This window comes from Agrobacterium sp. LEGMi-208b, from assembly GCF_059511785.1.
On sequence record NZ_CM183445.1, the window covers coordinates 759873 to 777629 of the forward strand.

14 protein-coding genes are annotated in these 17757 nt (G+C 60.8%); 6 read left to right on the forward strand and 8 right to left on the reverse strand.

All coding sequences use genetic code 11. The features are described 5' to 3' along the window. The first annotated feature begins 33 nt into the window (after nt 1–33). From AC5YUO_RS03830 to AC5YUO_RS03840, 3 genes are all read left to right on the forward strand, one after another. The gene (locus AC5YUO_RS03830) at nt 34–432 is read left to right on the forward strand and encodes a hypothetical protein (RefSeq protein ID WP_496154316.1); all 399 of its coding nucleotides are present in this window, start codon (nt 34–36) and stop codon (nt 430–432) included. Nucleotides 433–603: 171 nt separating this feature from the next. After that, nucleotides 604–1200 (forward strand): demethoxyubiquinone hydroxylase family protein, encoded by a 597-nt coding sequence (locus AC5YUO_RS03835; protein WP_496154317.1) that lies wholly within the window; start codon nt 604–606, stop codon nt 1198–1200. A 126-nt stretch (nt 1201–1326) separates the two neighbouring features. Beyond that, entirely contained in the window at nt 1327–1599 is a 273-nt protein-coding gene (locus tag AC5YUO_RS03840) for a hypothetical protein (RefSeq protein WP_400820177.1), read from the forward strand. On the opposite strand, the gene ppdK is transcribed toward AC5YUO_RS03840, so the two are convergent. Continuing rightward, nucleotides 1577–4303 (reverse strand): pyruvate, phosphate dikinase, encoded by a 2727-nt coding sequence (gene ppdK, locus AC5YUO_RS03845; protein ID WP_496154318.1) that lies wholly within the window; start codon nt 4301–4303, stop codon nt 1577–1579. The two genes, AC5YUO_RS03840 and ppdK, sit on opposite strands and share 23 nt — an antisense overlap. 228 nt (nt 4304–4531) lie before the next feature. Between ppdK and AC5YUO_RS03850 the strand changes: the two genes are divergently transcribed. Further along, nucleotides 4532–5509, forward strand: a complete 978-nt coding sequence (locus tag AC5YUO_RS03850; protein WP_496154319.1) for a VOC family protein — start codon at nt 4532–4534, stop codon at nt 5507–5509. 457 nt (nt 5510–5966) lie between these two features. Here AC5YUO_RS03850 and AC5YUO_RS03855 read toward each other — a convergent pair whose 3' ends face one another. The 4 genes from AC5YUO_RS03855 to AC5YUO_RS03870 all read right to left on the reverse strand — a co-directional run bounded on the left by AC5YUO_RS03855 (nt 5967) and on the right by AC5YUO_RS03870 (nt 11761). Next, on the reverse strand, nt 5967–9434 hold the full coding sequence (locus AC5YUO_RS03855) for a chromosome segregation SMC family protein (RefSeq protein WP_496154320.1): 3468 nt from the start codon (nt 9432–9434) through the stop codon (nt 5967–5969). 84 nt (nt 9435–9518) lie between these two features. Then, on the reverse strand, nt 9519–10199 hold the full coding sequence (locus AC5YUO_RS03860) for a DsbA family protein (protein WP_496154321.1): 681 nt from the start codon (nt 10197–10199) through the stop codon (nt 9519–9521). Nucleotides 10200–10759: 560 nt separating this feature from the next. Continuing rightward, nucleotides 10760–11269 carry a DUF721 domain-containing protein gene (locus AC5YUO_RS03865; protein ID WP_496154322.1) on the reverse strand — a complete coding sequence of 170 codons (510 nt, stop codon included), beginning with the start codon at nt 11267–11269 and terminating at the stop codon, nt 10760–10762. Between the two features lie 27 nt (nt 11270–11296). Next, nucleotides 11297–11761, reverse strand: coding sequence for a hypothetical protein (locus tag AC5YUO_RS03870; protein ID WP_496154323.1), 465 nt, complete (start codon nt 11759–11761; stop codon nt 11297–11299). 130 nt (nt 11762–11891) lie between these two features. Between AC5YUO_RS03870 and mutY the strand changes: the two genes are divergently transcribed. Further along, nucleotides 11892–13004 carry an A/G-specific adenine glycosylase gene (mutY, locus tag AC5YUO_RS03875; RefSeq protein ID WP_496154799.1) on the forward strand — a complete coding sequence of 371 codons (1113 nt, stop codon included), beginning with the start codon at nt 11892–11894 and terminating at the stop codon, nt 13002–13004. Then, nucleotides 13001–13612, forward strand: a complete 612-nt coding sequence (locus tag AC5YUO_RS03880) for an HAD family hydrolase (RefSeq protein WP_496154324.1) — start codon at nt 13001–13003, stop codon at nt 13610–13612. The genes mutY and AC5YUO_RS03880 overlap by 4 nt, the downstream gene beginning before the upstream one ends. Nucleotides 13613–13679: 67 nt before the next feature. On the opposite strand, the gene AC5YUO_RS03885 is transcribed toward AC5YUO_RS03880, so the two are convergent. The 3 genes from AC5YUO_RS03885 to AC5YUO_RS03895 all read right to left on the reverse strand — a co-directional run bounded on the left by AC5YUO_RS03885 (nt 13680) and on the right by AC5YUO_RS03895 (nt 17685). Beyond that, nucleotides 13680–15194 (reverse strand): DegQ family serine endoprotease, encoded by a 1515-nt coding sequence (locus tag AC5YUO_RS03885; protein ID WP_496154325.1) that lies wholly within the window; start codon nt 15192–15194, stop codon nt 13680–13682. A gap of 346 nt (nt 15195–15540) precedes the next feature. After that, on the reverse strand, nt 15541–16017 hold the full coding sequence (locus AC5YUO_RS03890; RefSeq protein ID WP_496154326.1) for a hypothetical protein: 477 nt from the start codon (nt 16015–16017) through the stop codon (nt 15541–15543). Between the two features lie 522 nt (nt 16018–16539). Then, the gene (locus tag AC5YUO_RS03895) at nt 16540–17685 is read right to left on the reverse strand and encodes a site-specific DNA-methyltransferase (RefSeq protein WP_496154327.1); all 1146 of its coding nucleotides are present in this window, start codon (nt 17683–17685) and stop codon (nt 16540–16542) included. Between the last annotated feature and the right edge of the window lie 72 nt (nt 17686–17757).

Below are 17757 nucleotides of genomic sequence, written 5' to 3' on the forward strand. Positions count from 1 at the left end.
AGACAATAGCGCATCTTTCAGCGGAACCTGTGCATGGCGAAACGTAACTGGATTTATGTCGGCCTGCTCGCCTTCATATCACTTGGTCTTCTCATAGACGCCGCCATCTGGCCTGCCGGGCCTCCGAGTTCCTTTACCGCAAATGATCTGGTGCAGATGATCGGGATCATCACGCTGTTTGCCTGGTGGCAGATAGAGGATGCCGAAAAGCGGGATGCCAGGCGTAGCTCTGCCGCCAAAGTCGCGACCATTATGCTCGCGCCGGTCGGTCTTGCCATCTATCTCTACCAGACGCGACGGTGGACATACGCCACGCTTGGCCTCATCGCCTTCATGGGCGGTATCCTTCTCGCCGCGATCCTTACGCTTCTATTAGGCGACTGGCTCATTCTGCAGGGTTTTTTCCCACCCTCTTTTCTTCCCAACCATTGAACGGAATCAGGGCATTTGGTTTCGTGATCGACGGAAGCTCGCAGACCCGCATCTTCCATCATGCCGGACCTTTTCGGCGCACAAGAAGCGACTTATAAATGGCGACGACAACTGCTCGCATAGCGGCGGTGAAACCTGCTACATCCGGTTGGACTGGAACGCGCTGTGGTAATGCTTCGAATGTCCGGCCGTTCCGGTAAAGACGATCCAGCTCTCACCGTTCGGCGTATTCTCAAGGTCAATCACGCCGGTGAGTTTGGCGCTGTTCGTATCTACGGAGCGCAGATATGGGTGGCTCGCTGGCTGTTTCCGGATATCGTGCCCGCTCTTCAAGAGATGCGGGAGGATGAGATCGATCATTGCCGGCTGTTCAAAGAAGCCATGCCAGCCAGAAACGCAAAGCCTTGTCGCGTCATGGCGTTTTGGAGCCTTGGAGGTTTCCTGCTGGGTTTTCTGACCGCGCTCGGCGGACGCAACATGATATGGATTTGCACCGAAGCCGTTGAAAGCACCGTTCACCGCCATCTGGAAGATCAATTGGCCTTCCTGCAAACAAAAGATTCCGAGCTTCACAAGCTTATCGCGTCAATTCAGGAGCAGGAATTGGCGCATCTACAGGAAGCCGAAAAAAACCAGACAGCACGCGGCTTGGGTTACAGGCTTCTTCTGCCGATTATCGCCTTTCTCACCGACCTGATGATCTGGCTCTCGACATGGGGGGATTCGAGCTGGATGCGCGCTGAAATGGCGACCTCCAAGTCGGCTTGACGACTTATATGTTCTTGGACCAAACGCAACTTTCCACCCCAACGCGGCTTTTCCCCGTATGAAAACAGGCGTATCAATCGCGGCAATAAAAGTGCCGTACGGCTGTCATGTTAAGGGAGAAACAAAATGCGTGTTTCCATCGTCTTCAGTGCGCTTGCCGCCATCACGGCGCTCACCGCCTGCCAGACGCTGACGCCGGAAGAGCGCCGGGCGCGGGATGAGGCGACATGCCGGGGTTATGGTTTCCGCCCCGGCACCGACCCGATGGCCGGTTGCCTTCTCGATCTGGAAATGGACCGCCGCGCCGACAACCGCGCCTGGCAGGCGCAGATGAACCGCGACATGTTCTACCGCCCCGTGGTGGTGGAGCGGCGCATCATCGTCCAACAGAACCCCTGACGGGAATGAAGGCGACATTGCTCGCCACCCTGCCCTCATCCCTCTTCGCCGCAAGCGTTGCCTGCGCCGCGGCGAGGCGGGCGATGGGTACGCGGAACGGCGAGCACGACACGTAGTCGAGATCGGCATCCTCGCAGAAGTGGATCGAGGCCGGGTCGCCGCCATGTTCGCCGCAGATGCCGAGCTTGAGTTCCGGCCGTGTCTGGCGCCCGCGTTCGGCGGCGATGCGGATCAGTTCTCCGACACCGTCGAAATCGAGCGAGATGAACGGGTCGCGCTCGATGATGCCCTTGCGCTGATAGGTATTGATGAAACGCGCCGCATCGTCACGCGAAATGCCGAAGGTGGTCTGTGTCAGGTCGTTGGTGCCGAAGGAGAAGAACTCCGCCGCTTCCGCGATGACATGGGCGCGCAGCGCCGCACGCGGCAGCTCGATCATGGTGCCGGTCAGATATTCGATCTCCATGCCGGTTTCCTCTGCCACCGCGGCGGCGACGCCGTCGATGACATCGGTGACATAATCCAGTTCCGAGCGAAGCCCGACCAGCGGCACCATGATTTCAGGCACGACGGGCGCGCCGGTGATGCGCGCCGCCGCAACGGCGGCTTCGAAAATGGCGCGGGCCTGCATTTCGGCGATTTCCGGATAGGAAATGGCGAGACGGCAGCCGCGATGGCCGAGCATGGGGTTGAACTCGTGCAACGCATCCAGCCGCTGGCGAAACACCGTCTGCGGCATGCCCATGGCGGCCGCCACCTCGACAATCTCGCCGTCTGTCTTCGGCAGGAATTCGTGCAGCGGCGGATCGAGCAGGCGGATCGTTACCGGCAGGCCATGCATGATCTGGAACAGTTCGGTGAAATCCGAGCGCTGCATCGGCAGGAGCTCGTCCAGCGCTGCCCGCCTGCCCTTTTCGCTTTCGGCAAGGATCATCTCGCGCATCACATGGATACGGTCGCCCTCGAAGAACATATGTTCGGTGCGGCACAGCCCAATACCTTCCGCACCGAAGGCGCGGGCGGCGCGGGCGTCGGCCGGCGTATCGGCATTGGTGCGCACCGTCATCCTGCGTAGATTGTCTGCCCAGTCCATCAGCTTGCCGAAATCGCCTGACAGTTCCGGCTGCGTCATCGGCACTTCGCCCTTCAGCACCCGGCCGGAAGAGCCATCGATGGTAATGACATCGCCGCGCTTCAGCATGCAACCAACGCCGATCAGCACCCTGTTGCGCATGTCGACGCGCATGGAGCCGGCGCCGGTGACGCAGGGAATGCCCATGCCGCGCGCCACCACGGCGGCGTGGCTGGTCATGCCGCCACGCGTGGTCAGAATGCCTTCGGCAGCGTGCATGCCGTGAATGTCTTCCGGGCTGGTTTCGATGCGGACCAGAATGACGCGGCGGCCTTCGGCTTCCGCCGCCACCGCCTCTTCCGCCGTAAAAACAATCTCGCCGGTTGCCGCACCCGGTGAAGCCGGCAGGCCGGAGCCGATGATGGGACGGGAAATGCCGGGATCGATGGTCGGGTGCAGCAGCTGGTCGAGCGACGAAGGCTCGATGCGGCAGACGGCCTCCTCTCGCGAGATCAGCCCCTCTTCCACCATATCGACGGCGATCTTCATGGCGGCGCGGGTGGTGCGCTTGCCGGAGCGGGTCTGCAGCATCCAGAGCTTGCCGCGCTCGATGGTAAATTCCAGATCCTGCATGTCGCGATAGTGGTTTTCCAGCCGCTTGCAGATCGCCAGAAATTCGGAAAAGGCCTCCGGCATCAACTTTTCCATCGACGGCTTGTCGGAACCCGATGCGAGCCGGGCGGCCTCGGTGATCGACTGCGGCGTGCGGATGCCCGCAACCACGTCTTCCCCTTGAGCATTGACGAGGAATTCGCCGTACAGTTCCGCCTCGCCGGTGGAGGGATTGCGGGTGAAGGCAACGCCGGTTGCCGAAGAAGAGCCAAGGTTGCCAAAGACCATGGCCTGCACATTGACGGCCGTGCCCCAATCGCCCGGAATATTGTGCAGGTGGCGATAGGTGACAGCGCGGTGGTTGGTCCAGCTGGCGAAGACCGCGCCGATGGCGCCCCAGAGCTGGACATGACAGTCCTGCGGAAAAGCTTCGTCCAGCTCATCCTCGATCAGCTTCTTATAAAGCGAAACGACATGCTGCCATTCGACCGCCGACATGTCGGTATCGTATTCGTGGCCGAGACGGCCTTTCTCGTCCTCGAGAATTTCCTCGAACAATTCGTGGTCGAGGCCCATGACGACATCGGCGTACATCTGGATGAAGCGGCGATAGCTGTCCCAGGCAAAACGGGCGTCGCCCGCATCGTGGCCCAGCGCCTCGACGGTTCGGTCGTTGAGGCCGAGGTTCAGCACGGTATCCATCATGCCGGGCATGGAGGCGCGCGCGCCGGAGCGGACGGAAATGAGCAGCGGCGAGTGGCTGCCGCCAAAGGTCTTGCCGGTCACGGTTTCCATGCCGTGCAGGCCGGCCATGACCTGCAGCTTCAGCTCTTCGGGAAGATCGCGGCCGTTCTTGTGATAAAGCGCGCAGGCATCGGTTATGATGGTAAGGCCGGGGGGAACGGGAAGGCCGAGACTTGCCATTTCGGCAAGGTTCGCGCCCTTGCCGCCCAATATCGCAACGTCACCTGCCCTGCCTTCGGCAGCACCATTGCCGAAGGTATAAACCCATTTTTTCATTCCACGCTCTCCACCCAGAAGCGTTGTCATTTTTCTATCATCTACAGCATTGGCAGCATGTTGGAAACGCCGCAACGTGCAGTTTACATCGCAGTGCAGCATAATTGCGGCAAATTGCGCGCAAGAATTGCCGCAAAGGCCGAATAACGCCATGATTGACGCATTCGTGTAGTGCGCTGAAACGGAGTGTTGCCTAAGCCATTCAAATCGCCGACAAAGAGATTATTCATGCAATTTACCCGCCGCCATACGCTTAAATTTGCCGGAATTTCCTGTGCCGCCAGCGCGCTTGCCGGGGCGCTCAGAGCCGAGGGGGCAGTACCCGTCGCAGGTGCCGCCTCCGCCCTTCCCTTCGCACTGACGACGCCGATGCATATCGGCCAGGCCGCGCTGCGCGTGCGCGAGCTTGATCCGATGATCGAGTATTACCGTTCGGTTCTGGGTTTGAACGAGGTGGAGCGCACGGCAAGAGGCGTGACGCTGGGCGTCGGCGCCGTGCCGTTGCTCGATCTCGTGCACAAGCCGGCGGCGGATTTTGAAAGCCCCACCTCCGCCGGGCTGTTTCACATCGCCTATCTGATGCCGAGCCGCAAGGATCTCGCCCGCTGGCTGGTGCATGCGGCGCTGAAGCAGGTGCCGCTAACGGGTTTTGCCGATCACAATGTCAGCGAGGCGATCTATCTCAACGATCCCGAGGGCAACGGCATCGAGGTTTACAGCGACCGACCGAAGGACACGTGGGTCTGGAGCGGTAACGTGGTGAAAATGGGCACCGAACCGCTCGATATCGATGACCTGGTGACGCTGACCGACACCAAAAGAAGCGATTATGAGGCCGCTCCACCGGGGATGCGCATCGGGCATGTTCACCTGCGGGTTGGCGACATTGCCAGCGCGCGCGCCTTTTACGAAACGGCCGTCGGCCTGCAACCCACGCAGGACGCGCGTTCGGATGCATCCTTCCTCTCCTCCGGCGGGTATCATCACCATCTGGCGGTGAATACATGGAACAGCCGCGGCGCGAAGCAACGCAACGCCATGGAGACCGGTCTCGACTGGTTTTCACTCACCATTCGAAATCCCGCTGATATCGAGGCGCAGAAGGAGCGGCTGCGGGCCGCCGGTTATGTGCTGGTGGAAATGGAGAACGATGTGGTCGAGGCGATCGACCCCTGGGGCACCCGGCTGCGGCTTGTGCCGGGGTGAGGTTTGAGGCTTTAATTTTGCGGCGAGTAGATGCCGAGAAAGCCTGCGCCATATCGTTCGAATTCCGCAAAGCACAGCATCCGCATTCCCTTATTCCTGTTCCCCGGAACAAGCCCGAGGACGTCACAGGAATCTAGCCAGCCCAAGTCTTTGGGCTGGGAGGACTCCTCTCGCCGCGCAGACGCGCGCCAGCTGGATTCCTGTGACGTCCTCGGGCTTGTTCCGGGGAACAGGAATAAGGGAAAAAGGGGCGCATGGCCCCTAAAAAGAAAGCCTTGCGAGGCCACGGCAGCGGCCTCGCAAGGCATTCCATCCGGTACAGGAAACCGGATGGTGGGGTCTGGAGAGAGCCCTAGCTCATGGGCAGAAGATAGCAAAATGCCGCGCATTGTCGCTCACCCGAATGGGTGATACGGCCAGATAAATTCACAATGGGGGGCAAAGCGGAAAAGAAGCCTCAGACGGCTTCGCGCAGCTGCTCGGCGGTCTGCAAATCCACGGAGACGAGTTGCGACACGCCCTGTTCGGCCATGGTGACCCCGAACAGGCGGTTCATGCGCGCCATGGTGATGGGATTGTGGGTGATGATGACGAAGCGGGTTTCGGTGGAGGCCACCATTTCATCCATCAGGTTGCAATAACGCTCGACATTGTGGTCGTCGAGCGGCGCGTCCACCTCGTCCAGCACGCAGATCGGCGCGGGATTGGTGAGGAAGACCGCGAAGATCAGCGCCATGGCCGTCAGCGCCTGCTCGCCGCCCGAAAGCAGCGTCATGGTCTGTGGCTTCTTGCCCGGCGGGCGGGCGAGGATTTCGAGGCCGGCTTCCAGCGGGTCGTCGGATTCGATCAGCTGCAATTCCGCCGTACCGCCACCGAAAAGATGAGTGAACAACCGCTGGAACTGCGAATTGACCACGTCGAAAGCGGCGATCAGCCTCTCGCGGCCTTCGCGGTTGAGGTTCTGGATACCGGCGCGCAGCTTGCGCACGGCATCGATGATGTCGTCGCGTTCCTTGATCAGCGCTTCGAGCTTGGCGGAAAGCTCGGCCTGCTCTTCCTCGGCGCGCAGATTGACCGCGCCAAGCCGCTCGCGCTCAATCTTCAGCCGGTCGAGATCGCGCTCGACATCGCGAATATCGGGCTTTGGCTGGTCGGGGCCGAGGCCGGTCAGGCGAAACGCCATATGCGGCTCGGTATTCAGCGTTTCGCGGATGCGGTGTTCGGTTTCCTGCCGTTTCTCGCGGGCGGAAACCAGCCGCTCTTCGGCGCGGCCGCGCTTTTCGCGGGCTTCGGCCAGTTCGGAAAGCGCCGTTGCCGCCACCCGGTCAGCGGCACGCTGCAGGTTTTCGGCCTCGGCCAGCCGGTCGGTGGCCGCGCGGCGGGCGTCCTCGGTCTTCTGCAATTCATTGAGGAGGTTGCGGCGTTTCTCGTCGAACTCCTCGGGCGCTATATCGAGTTCAGCGATTTCCTCGCGCGCCACTTCCTCACGCTCGCGCAGCGTGGCGATGTGATCGGCCGCACTTGCCGCCCGTGACTGCCAGGTGGAGCGCTCCTGCCCTATCGCCTGAATTCGGCGCTGGCGGCTTTCCGCCTCGCGGCTCACGCCCTCATGGCGGGCGCGGGCCTCCGCCAGAAGGCCGCGGTCAGTCGCGACTTCCAGCTGGCTTTCACGCAGCTTGAGATCAAGCACGGATAGATCAGGCACATCTTCCATTTCGATGCGGGCATTTTCCTCCTGAACGGCGATCTCGTCGATCTGCGCGCCGATCTGGTTCAGTGCTTCGGAAACGACATCCCGGCGGCGCAGCAGATCGCCCGAAGCGCGCTCGGCTGATGTCAGAGCCTCTCGCGCCTCGGCAAGCTGACGGGTCGCGAGCCGGCTCCGGTCGCGCACTTCCGAAAGCCGCAATTCGCTGCTTCTGATGTCTTCGGTTTTCGCGGCAAGCTGGTCTTCGGCCTCGTCCAGAATGGAGCGGGCCTCATCCAGTTCAGTCTCGATTTCAGCAAGACGGTTCTTCTGCGACAGGCGCAGCGCCGCAGCACCCGGCGCATCGGCGCCGGCGATATGACCGTCCCAGCGGAACAGGGCGCCGTCGCGCGTGACCAGCCGCTGGCCGGCTTTGAGTGAAGGCAGAAGGCGGCGAGCCTCCGAAACATCGGCGACGACGCCGATCTGCGCAAGGGCACGTCTAAGCGCATCCGGCGCCTGCGCGTAATCCAGAAGCGGTTTCGCGCCTTGCGGCAGGGCGGGATCGCCAGCGCCGTCACCATTGCCGCCCCAATAGGCAGGTGCTGCGGCATCGAGCGGGCTTTCGAGATCATCGCCGAGCGCCGCGCCAAGGGCGGCCTCATAACCGCGTTCCACCGTCATTTCTTCCGCCACCGGCGTGAAACTGCCATTGGCGGCGGCGCTGGAGGCGAGAATCTTGGTGATGGTGCGCGCTTCCGTATCCAGCGCGTTCAGCCGGTTCTTCGCGGTTTCCAGCGGCCCGCGCGCCAGTGCTTCGGCGGAACGTGCCTCGGCAACGGCAGCCTCGGCCTCTTCCGCCACGATCAACGCGTCCTCGACGGCGATCTCGGCTGCCTCGACCGCTTCACGCCGTTCTGCGGGGTCTGGAAGACCGGAGAGTTTTTCGTCGATGGCCTCGATCTCGGCGGATGCCTCCTGCGACTGCCGCTCCAGCCTCAGCTTGCGATCGGAAAGATCACGGATCGCCCGCTCCAGCTGCTGACGGCCGGCAGCGGCTTCGGCGCGCTCGGCGGTGATGGCTGTGAAGATGGCTTCACTTTCCGCCAGTTTGACGGCGGCAGCTTCGAAGGCTTCGCGCATTTCGTCGGCATGGCGGCCGGAATCGGACAGGATTTCGAGGAGTTCGGCCTCTTCCTCATCGAGCCGTGCGAGTATCTGGGCATTGTCGGATACAAGCCGTTCCTCGCGGACGATATCCTCGCCAAGCTGCGACAAACGGCGCGCCAGCTCGTCGCGGCGGCGCAGCAGGCGGTTCGCCTCGTCATCAAGCTGGGTGCGGGCAATCTGCAGGCGTTGCAGGGCGGCGGCAACGCGGGCCTCGTCCTCGCGCAGTTCCGGCAGTTTCAGGCTGGCAATGCCCTGTTGCTTGGCCGCTTCCATCTGGCCTTGCGCCTTTTCGGCGACGATGTTGGTGGCCTGATTGAGCGCGCTTTCCGCCTCGCCTTCCGCTTCCTTCGCCTCCACCCAGCGGATGTGCAGAAGGGTGGCCTCGCGGGCGCGGATATCGGCGGACAGCATCTTGAAGCGGTTGGCCTGGCGCGCCTGGCGCTTCAGGCTTTCGATCTGGCTTTCGAGCTGGGCGGTCACATCCTCCAGCCGCTCCAGATTGGTCTCGGCGGCGCGCAGGCGAAGCTCGGCCTCGTGGCGGCGCGAATGCAGGCCGGAAATGCCGGCCGCCTCTTCCAGCAACTGGCGGCGGGCCTGCGGCTTGGCGTTGATGAGCTCGCCGATACGCCCCTGCCCCACCATGGAGGGCGAACGGGCGCCGGTGGAGGCATCGGCAAACAGCAGCTGCACATCCTTGGCGCGGGCTTCCTTGCCGTTGATGCGGTAGACGGAGCCGTTTTCACGCTCGATGCGGCGCGTCACCTGAATTTCATCGGCATCGTTGAAGGCGGCGGGCGCGGTGCGGTCGGAATTGTCGAGATAAAGGCCGACTTCGGCGGTGTTGCGGGCCGGGCGATTGCCGGAGCCGGAGAAGATGACGTCATCCATGCCGGAGGCGCGCATGTTCTTGTAGGAGTTTTCCCCCATCACCCAGCGCAGCGCTTCGACCAGATTGGACTTGCCGCAGCCATTCGGACCAACGACGCCGGTCAGACCGGGCTCGATGATGAATTCGGAAGGCTCGACGAAGGACTTGAAACCGATGAGGCGGAGCTTGTTGAACTTCATGCCGTCACGCCCCGGCAAGAAGACGGGCAATAAAAAACGGGCGTGCGGACATATCCGCCGCCCGTTGCTTTCAGGGTCCGGCGATCAGAGCAGCTTGTCGATGACAGCCGACATGGTTTCAACCGACATGTCTCCTGCGTATTTCTTGCCGTTGATGATGAAAGTCGGCGTGGAGTTGACGCCGAATTCCGTCGCACCGCGTTGCATGGTTGCGTTCACATCATCCAGAAGTTTCTGGTTCGTCAAGCAGGCCTCGAAAGACTCCTGTGAGAAACCGGCCATTTTCGACATTTGCAGCAGGGCGGCACGCGCATCCTGGGCGACAGCCCAGCTCTGCTGCTGCTTGAACAGCATGGAAACGAAGGGGAAATACTGTCCTTCCGGTGCGCAGCGCGCCAGCATGAAGGCGGCAGCGGCGCGCGGATCGAACGGGAATTCGCGCAGCACGAAATAGACCTTGCCGGTATCGATGTACTTCTTCTTGATTTCTTCGAAGGTCTTGTTGTGGAAGTTGGCGCAGTGCGGGCAGGTCATCGACATATATTCGACGATCTTGACGGGTGCGTTGGCATCGCCGAGCGCCGCTTCCGGCAGCGGGCCGGGCTTCATCACCGCAGCCATGTCCACATCGCCGGTGGATTCAGGCAATTCCTGCGCCTCGGCAATACCGGGCGTGAAGGCAAACGGCAGGGCCGTGGCAATGGCGGCAAGGGCAACACCGCCGAGAAGGCTGCGTCTGGTAATATTCAGTTCGGAAATCGGCATGGAAACACCCGTGTTGGTTTGAAACTGCCTGATGCGCAATTCGCTAACCCGATATCATCAGGACCGGCAGCGCGACAAGCGGGCTCTCAAACTTCCTTGTCAAACAATCGTGACATGGAAATGGCGGCTATACTGGACGATACAATCTTGAACCGCACCGCCTAATCCAACTCGCGGGATTTATCCTCATAGCGAATGGCTCTATCGAGAGCGTGTCGCTGTGCTACTGAGCGGTCAAGCATCCGATCAACCTTCTTACCGCAAAATATCGTGCAGATGACGAACACGAGAAAGGCGAGCGCGACCAGGCGAAAGAACCACTTCACACCCGTAACGCCGAATAAATCGACTAATAACGTGTCTTTTCCATGCGGATCCGGCTCAAGAAGGAATATGGTGAACAAGCAAGCCGATATCACCACGACATACGACGATACTAATTTTATATTTTTTATCATTAATAATATTCAACTATATAAAATTAATACCACTATGCCTCAATATATCTCGTTGATGTATAATTTCCATTTATTTCGGAACCGAATAGCGATGCAGCTCGGCTAGCGGCGCTTCTTCTGCAAGACCGCCGTGCCAAGCCGTTCCACCGCCTTGCGCAACGCCTCGCTCTCGATGCCTTCCATCATGTCATCGAGACGTTTTGCCGCATCGCCGCGCAGGGGCTGGGGTTTGCGCCGGCGGTTGACGGTCTGCGACACCGGCTTCTGCACGATCCTGATCTGGCGCACGGCCGGAAAACCGAAAAAGCCGTTGATGCGGGCGATGAGTTCGCCCTGGGCATGGGTGAGAAACAAAGCGCGCGCGCCTTCGCAGGCGATCGTCAGCACGCCGGGCTGATAACCGCCGCGATCCGGGCCTTCGTCGCGGCGCGGCCAGGTGATTTTTTCCGGCCGCGTGCAATCGGCGAAATCATCGCCGGCGATCTCGTCCCAGGAGCCGAGCAATGCGGTGTTGATGCCCGCCCGCTTCGACAGCACGGGGTCCATGATGCCATTGGCGACTTCGGCGATCTGCACGACGCCTTTGCGGAATGAATCGGCAGGTTTCTTCATGCTCTCCTCGACAGAGGCCAAACGACCTCAAGCGGTCGCGCCATCGTCATCTTCTTCTCCGCGCAACAATGTGCGGAACCGTCGCCAGTCGCGGCAGGCGCCCAAGCGTATCATTCTCACCGCCAAACATCCAAAGAGGAAATAGCCCACGGCCAAAAACTTCAGATGCGATATTCCCGGCTTATCCGAGATAAGGGCGATCGCCAACATGAGGGTCAGCACGACGCAGAGATATATCCACAGGCCATGGCAGAAAATCGCCCAGAAGCCGGTTTCGACAATTCGAAAGCGGCGCGATGGCCTGCCTCTCATCCTCTCCAGTTCACGGACTTCGCCGATGAGGCGGGAAACCACAAACGCCACGCTGTTTTGCCGTCCGAAATACAGCCGGCCAATATGGTTCAACAGGCCTCCAATCAGGCACAGGGCCAACAGAACCCCGATAACGTAAAGCAGCGGTTGGGGTATATTATCCAGCAGCGCATTCAGCATGGGCTCTTCCTTCAAAATAAATCGGATCATGGGTTTCGATGTCATGGCATTCGTCACCGGACACGGTTTTCCACGCCGCCACGACAGGCTGCTGTTGCAGATTGCCGTGCCGTGTCTATGTTCAGCGGCGATGAACACACATACGCGGCAACCCATATCACATCCGACGGCGCAGCAGCTTCTCGCATGGTACGACCGGCACCATCGCGAACTGCCCTGGCGCACGTCTCCCGCCATGGCGGCGCGGGGAAAACGCGCCGATCCCTATCACGTCTGGCTGTCCGAGGTGATGCTGCAGCAGACGACGGTGCAGGCGGTCAAACCCTATTTCCTGAAGTTTCTCGCCGCATGGCCAAGCGTCAGCGATCTGGCGGCGGCGCCGGTCGAGGATGTCATGGCGGCATGGGCGGGGCTTGGTTATTATGCACGCGCCCGCAACCTGAAGAAATGCGCGGAAGCCGTGGCGCGCGCGCATGGCGGTATATTTCCGGACAGCGAAGCAGGCCTGAAGGAACTGCCCGGCATCGGCGATTATACGGCCGCTGCCGTGGCGGCCATCGCGTTTAACCGACAGGCGGCGGTGATGGACGGCAATGTGGAGCGCGTGATTTCGCGCCTCTTTTCCATCGACGCCCCCCTGCCCGGCTCAAAGCCCGCCATGAAAGCGAAGGTGGCAGAACTGACGCCCGCAGACCGACCCGGCGATTTTGCGCAGGCGATGATGGATCTCGGTGCAACGATCTGCACGCCCAAACGGCCGGCCTGCGCACTCTGTCCTTTCAATGGCGCCTGTCTTGCGCTTGCCCATGACGAACCCGAACGTTTTCCGGTCAAGGCGGCGAAAAAGGCAAAGCCCGTGCGGCTTGGCGCCGCCTTCGTGGCGGTGAATACCGAGGGCGAGATTCTGCTGCGGCGGCGCATCGACAGCGGGTTGCTTGGCGGCATGACCGAGGTGCCGACAACCGCATGGACCGCCCGTTTGGACGGCGGCACGGAGGCGGGCCACGCGCCCTTTGCCGCCGGCTGGCAGATGGCGGGCGTGATCGTGCATGTCTTCACCCATTTCGAACTGCGGCTCACCGTCTATCGCGCGCAGGTTCCGGATGGCCTTCAAACCGGACCGGATGACGGATGGTGGGAGCCGGTTACAAATCTTGACGCGCAGGCGCTGCCAACGGTGATGAAAAAAGTCATTGCAGCGGCTATTCCATCCGCATTCGATAAAAGCAGGAAAATTCGATGACCAAGATTGACCATATTGTATTCGACATCGGCAAGGTGCTGATCCATTACGATCCGCATATTCCCTATAGCCGTCTCATTCCCGATGCCGACGAGCGCAAGTGGTTCTTCGAGAATGTCTGCACCCACGACTGGAATCTCGAGCAGGATCGCGGCCGCCGCTGGGAAGATGCCGAGGCCTTGCTGGTGGAGAAATTCCCCGAGCGGGAAGACCATATCCGCTCCTTCCGCAAATTCTGGCACGAGATGGTCTCGCATTCCTATGAGGACAGCGTCGCGATCATGACCGGCCTGATCGACAGCGGCCACGATGTGACGATGCTGACGAACTTCGCCTCCGACACTTTTCGCGAGGCGCAGAAGATGTTCCCCTTCCTCACCCTGCCGCGCGGCGTGACAGTCTCCGGCGACATCAAGCTGATCAAGCCCGATGTGGCCATTTACGAGCTTCACGCCCGGGACTTCGGCCTCAACCCCGCCGCTACCCTCTTCATCGATGATACGCTCATCAATGTGGAGGGCGCGAAGGCTGCCGGCTGGCAGGCGGTGCATTTTACCGGCGCGGACAAGCTGCGGCAGGATTTGCGGGACCATGGGGTGAATGTCTGAAAAATGACGGAACGGGCGGCCCCGATGGAGCCGCCCGTTCCCTGAGGTTTTACAGGAGAACCCGCGTTCAGCCCTGTGCGAAGGGCACGGCGACGTAGGTTTGCGAATCGCCGCGCTGGACGAGCAGCAGAACGGATTTACGACCGGCCTTGCCGGCCTGGGCGATGGCCGCCTTGGCATTGGCTGCCGATTTTACCGCGGTCTGATTGACCGAAACGATCACATCCCCCGCCTGCAAACCGGCCTCGGCAGCGGGCTTCGAGGGCGTCACACTTTCGACGATCGCGCCCTTCTCATCCTGCGGGAGATTGAGGGCTTCACGGATCGCCGGGGTGATATCCGCCAGTCCGACACCGATCATCGGCAGGGATTGCGATGAGGCGTCGCCCTTCTGCTGGCCGTTGTCAGACGATGTCTGCGCGTTCTGGCCGTCATTGCCACCCACGGTGAGAAGCACGTCCTTCGTCTCGCCCTGGCGCCAGACCGTGACATGTTCCTTCTGGCCCGGCGACAGATCGGCGACCATGCGCGACAGGTCGCGCGGGGACTTGATCGCCTGTCCGCCGAGCGCGGTGATCACGTCGCCGGTCCTGATGCCGGCGCGGCCCGCCGGAGTGCCGGCTTCCACCTTGGCGACCAGCGCGCCTTCCGCCGTGGCAAGGCCGATGGCATTGGCAACGTCAGGCGTTACCGGCTGTATCTGGACACCGATGAAGCCGTGCCGGATCGACCCATCCTTCATGAGACGGACAACGACGTTCTGGGCCTGATCGGAGGGAATGGCAAAACCGACACCGACGCTGCCGCCATTCGGCGAATAGATCGCCGTGTTGATGCCAACGACCTTGCCTTCGACATCGACCAGCGGACCGCCGGAATTGCCGTGATTGATCGGCGCGTCGATCTGGATGAAATCGTCATAGGGTCCGCTGTGCAGATCGCGGCCGCGGGCCGAGACGATGCCGGCCGTGACCGTGGTTCCGATACCGAACGGATTGCCGATCGCCAATATCTGATCGCCGGCCTTCAGCTTGTCGGAATCTCCCCAGGAAATCACCGCAAGCGGCTTGGGAGAGGTAATCTTGAGGACGGCAAGGTCTGATTTCGGATCAGCGCCGACAAGCGTGGCGGGAAGCTCGGTGCCGTCATCCAGCGTCACCTTGATGGCGGTGGCGTTGTCGATGACGTGATTATTGGTGACGATATAGCCGTCCGGCGAGATGATGAAGCCGGAACCCAGCGCTTCCGCGGTCTGGGATTGGCGTTGCTGCGGCTGCTGTTGCGGCAGGGGAATGCCCTGCTCACCGAAGAACTGGCGAAACTGCTGGTCGAACGGCGTGGTGTCATCGCTCGCCTGCTCCTGCGTTTTCATTTCGGTGGTGACGGTCACCACTGCCGGTTTGTCGGCCGCGACGATCCCGGCAAAGGAGCCGCCCGAGGTTACGGGACCGGGAACGGCCGATAATCCGGCCTGGGCGAAAGCGGGCGTGTTGTGCAGAAAGACGGGCATTGCGAGCGGTGCGGCGACGAAGGCTGCGCCAAGCAAAGCTGCGATGCGATATCTGCGAAGAATATTGCTCATGGTCTTTCTCCTTTCGAGGACATGCTTGCGGCCTCGGCCGTCAGGAGAACGGGCTCAGCCGCGCCCCATGCATCCGGCCCGGCGCATGGCTATTGAATTTCCAATCGTTTCTTTCGAAATCCGCGCAACCCCGTGGGGGATTGGACCGCTCCGGCTTTTCCCTGAATCGCCAAAACGATCCAACGCTTTGTTTTCTCGTATTATCCAGGCGTAAACCGCTCCTCGGTTTTGCTGGAAATGCTTGTCCTGAAGACCGGAGGGCGGGCAGTTGTCCTGTCACCGCTCTCCGGCACGACCTTGTGGCGGCATGACCGATCCTCGTCCACGTGAGGACGGAAAGCCCCGGTCAGCTCATGCGGACGATGTTCCGGTCAAGCTGGCGCACTTCTCCCTGAAGGGTGGCAAACACCTTCATGGGAATATAGCCTCGATGCATGTCGGCGGTTTTCAACGCCTGGTTACGGATTGCGGACGATTCATTTTCAAGCCTGTTGAACGCGCTGGCGCTCAGCTTACCCTGCTGGCGTTCGAAATCGATCCTGTGATCGGCGACACGCAGCTCATGGAGAACACGCACCAGATGTGGTCTCTGCCCGTAAACGACGGGGCTGGCATAGCCCATGTATGTGTCGTTCATGAACAGGTCGTCATCGTTATGGCGGAAGAAATGCCTGCCGCCCCGGTCGAAATCATGGGATCGTTCGCTATGCATTCCGCCGGAGCCGGAATGCTCGCCATGGGAATGTCCGGCCGCGAAAGCACCGCCGGTGGCGGCCGCCAGAATGAAGGATGCTATTGTGACTGTCTTGAAAAGCGAGCGCATGGCACGCCTCCTTATTCATCGCAGGCAACGGCCCGCGAATCCGGCTGTCTCGCATCGTCGCGTCGCGATCTTTTTCGGTCGCCGGCGACACTCAGCCTAGGGAAATATGTACTCCCGGCCTTGTATAGCGTCACGTTAATCTTCCGTAACTCGCAGGACATCTATCGTTAAGGATTGAAAACCAGTTCTGGCCGCGCGGGCAACCGGAAAAGAAATTGGCGCAGGCGGAAATGGCGGTCTCCGGCCTGCGCCAGTCCTGCCGCAAGCGGCATCGGACGCAATGTTTTTGTGACTTGTCCTGAGCGGATTTCACAACCACTGCTTTGATTGAGACAGTATTGCCCATCTCTTGCGCGAAACTTGTCTGGCTAAAATAGGATACTCGAAAATACCAACGCCCGACACCGAAGTGCCGGGCGTTGGTCGTTCTCCATCCGGGACTGAAGGTACTAAACCGGACAGAGACGTATTCTGGCAAGGGCGGGCGGTGGATCGTCCGTCTTCAGCCTTTCGGGCTTTCGACTATTCGGCCTTTGCCATTTCACTGCGGATGATTGTTCTCAGATCATCGATCGGCTTCAGCGCGTCGCCATCCTCGAAATGCCAGAACATCCATCCGTTGCATGCGTCGAGACCCTGCACCTTCGCGCCGAGGCGGTGAATGGAGCCGGCGGTCCCACCGGATGCAAGCGTACCATCGGCACGAATAATGGCACTATAACGGCGCCTCACATCCGTCAGCACCTGGCCGGGGCGGACGAGGCCGCTTTCCACCAGCGTGTTGAAGGCAACGCGCGGCTCGGCCTTCTTGCCGGTCATCACGGTCAGTTCCGCCTTGCCGAGCGGTTCGACGGCGGCGATGCGGGCGGATGCCGCGTCGATATAATCCTGTTCGCGCTCGATGCCGACGAAGTAGCGGCCAAGGCGTTTTGCAACCGCACCCGTGGTGCCGGAGCCGAAGAACGGGTCGAGCACGATATCGCCCGGCTTGGTCGATGCCATGATGATGCGCGCCAGCAGGGCTTCAGGCTTCTGGGTGGGATGCACCTTCTTGCCGTCGTCGCCCTTCAGCCGCTCGTTACCGCTGCAGATCGGAAACAGCCAGTCGGAACGCATCTGCACGTCGTCATTGGAGGCCTTCAGCGCGTCGTAGTTGAAGGTATAGCTCTTGGCTTTCGGATCGCGGCTCGCCCAGATCATGGTCTCATGGGCGTTCTGGAAACGGCGGCCCTTGAAATTGGGCATGGGGTTGGTCTTGCGCCAGACGATGTCGTTCAGGATCCAGAAATCGAGGTTCTGGAGCATGGCGCCGACGCGGAAGATATTGTGGTAGGAACCGATGACCCAGATGGTGCCGTTCGGCTTCAGGACACGGCGGCAGGCGAGCAGCCAGGCGCGGGTGAAGGCGTCATAAGCCTCGAAGGAGGCGAATTGATCCCATTCGTCATCGACGGCATCGACCAGCGATTGATCGGGCCGGTGCAGCGTGCCGCCAAGCTGGAGATTATAGGGCGGATCGGCGAAAATCGCATCGACCGACTGGCTCGGGAGGGCATCCAAGGCAGCGACACAATCACCTTTGATGATGCTGTCTTTCCAGGCGTCGCTCTCGCCCGCACGATCAAAACCGGCACGCCGAAAATCGGCCAGCGGAAAAACTGCTGCCATTGGTACTCGCTCCATACGCTTACTCTTTAACTGACGCTTATGGTTACCGAAGATGGTTATCAAAGCCTGAAC

Coding starts and splice junctions, on each gene's coding strand:
- AC5YUO_RS03855 (WP_496154320.1), bottom strand. CDS start 9,434: ATGAAGTTCAACAAGCTCCGCCTCATCGGTTTCAAGTCCTTCGTCGAG.
- AC5YUO_RS03865 (WP_496154322.1), bottom strand. CDS start 11,269: ATGAAGAAACCTGCCGATTCATTCCGCAAAGGCGTCGTGCAGATCGCC.
- ppdK (WP_496154318.1), bottom strand. CDS start 4,303: ATGAAAAAATGGGTTTATACCTTCGGCAATGGTGCTGCCGAAGGCAGG.
- mutY (WP_496154799.1), top strand. CDS start 11,892: ATGAACACACATACGCGGCAACCCATATCACATCCGACGGCGCAGCAG.
- AC5YUO_RS03850 (WP_496154319.1), top strand. CDS start 4,532: ATGCAATTTACCCGCCGCCATACGCTTAAATTTGCCGGAATTTCCTGT.
- AC5YUO_RS03890 (WP_496154326.1), bottom strand. CDS start 16,017: ATGCGCTCGCTTTTCAAGACAGTCACAATAGCATCCTTCATTCTGGCG.
- AC5YUO_RS03870 (WP_496154323.1), bottom strand. CDS start 11,761: ATGCTGAATGCGCTGCTGGATAATATACCCCAACCGCTGCTTTACGTT.
- AC5YUO_RS03885 (WP_496154325.1), bottom strand. CDS start 15,194: ATGAGCAATATTCTTCGCAGATATCGCATCGCAGCTTTGCTTGGCGCA.
- AC5YUO_RS03880 (WP_496154324.1), top strand. CDS start 13,001: ATGACCAAGATTGACCATATTGTATTCGACATCGGCAAGGTGCTGATC.
- AC5YUO_RS03895 (WP_496154327.1), bottom strand. CDS start 17,685: ATGGCAGCAGTTTTTCCGCTGGCCGATTTTCGGCGTGCCGGTTTTGAT.
- AC5YUO_RS03860 (WP_496154321.1), bottom strand. CDS start 10,199: ATGCCGATTTCCGAACTGAATATTACCAGACGCAGCCTTCTCGGCGGT.
- AC5YUO_RS03830 (WP_496154316.1), top strand. CDS start 34: ATGGCGAAACGTAACTGGATTTATGTCGGCCTGCTCGCCTTCATATCA.
- AC5YUO_RS03840 (WP_400820177.1), top strand. CDS start 1,327: ATGCGTGTTTCCATCGTCTTCAGTGCGCTTGCCGCCATCACGGCGCTC.
- AC5YUO_RS03835 (WP_496154317.1), top strand. CDS start 604: ATGCTTCGAATGTCCGGCCGTTCCGGTAAAGACGATCCAGCTCTCACC.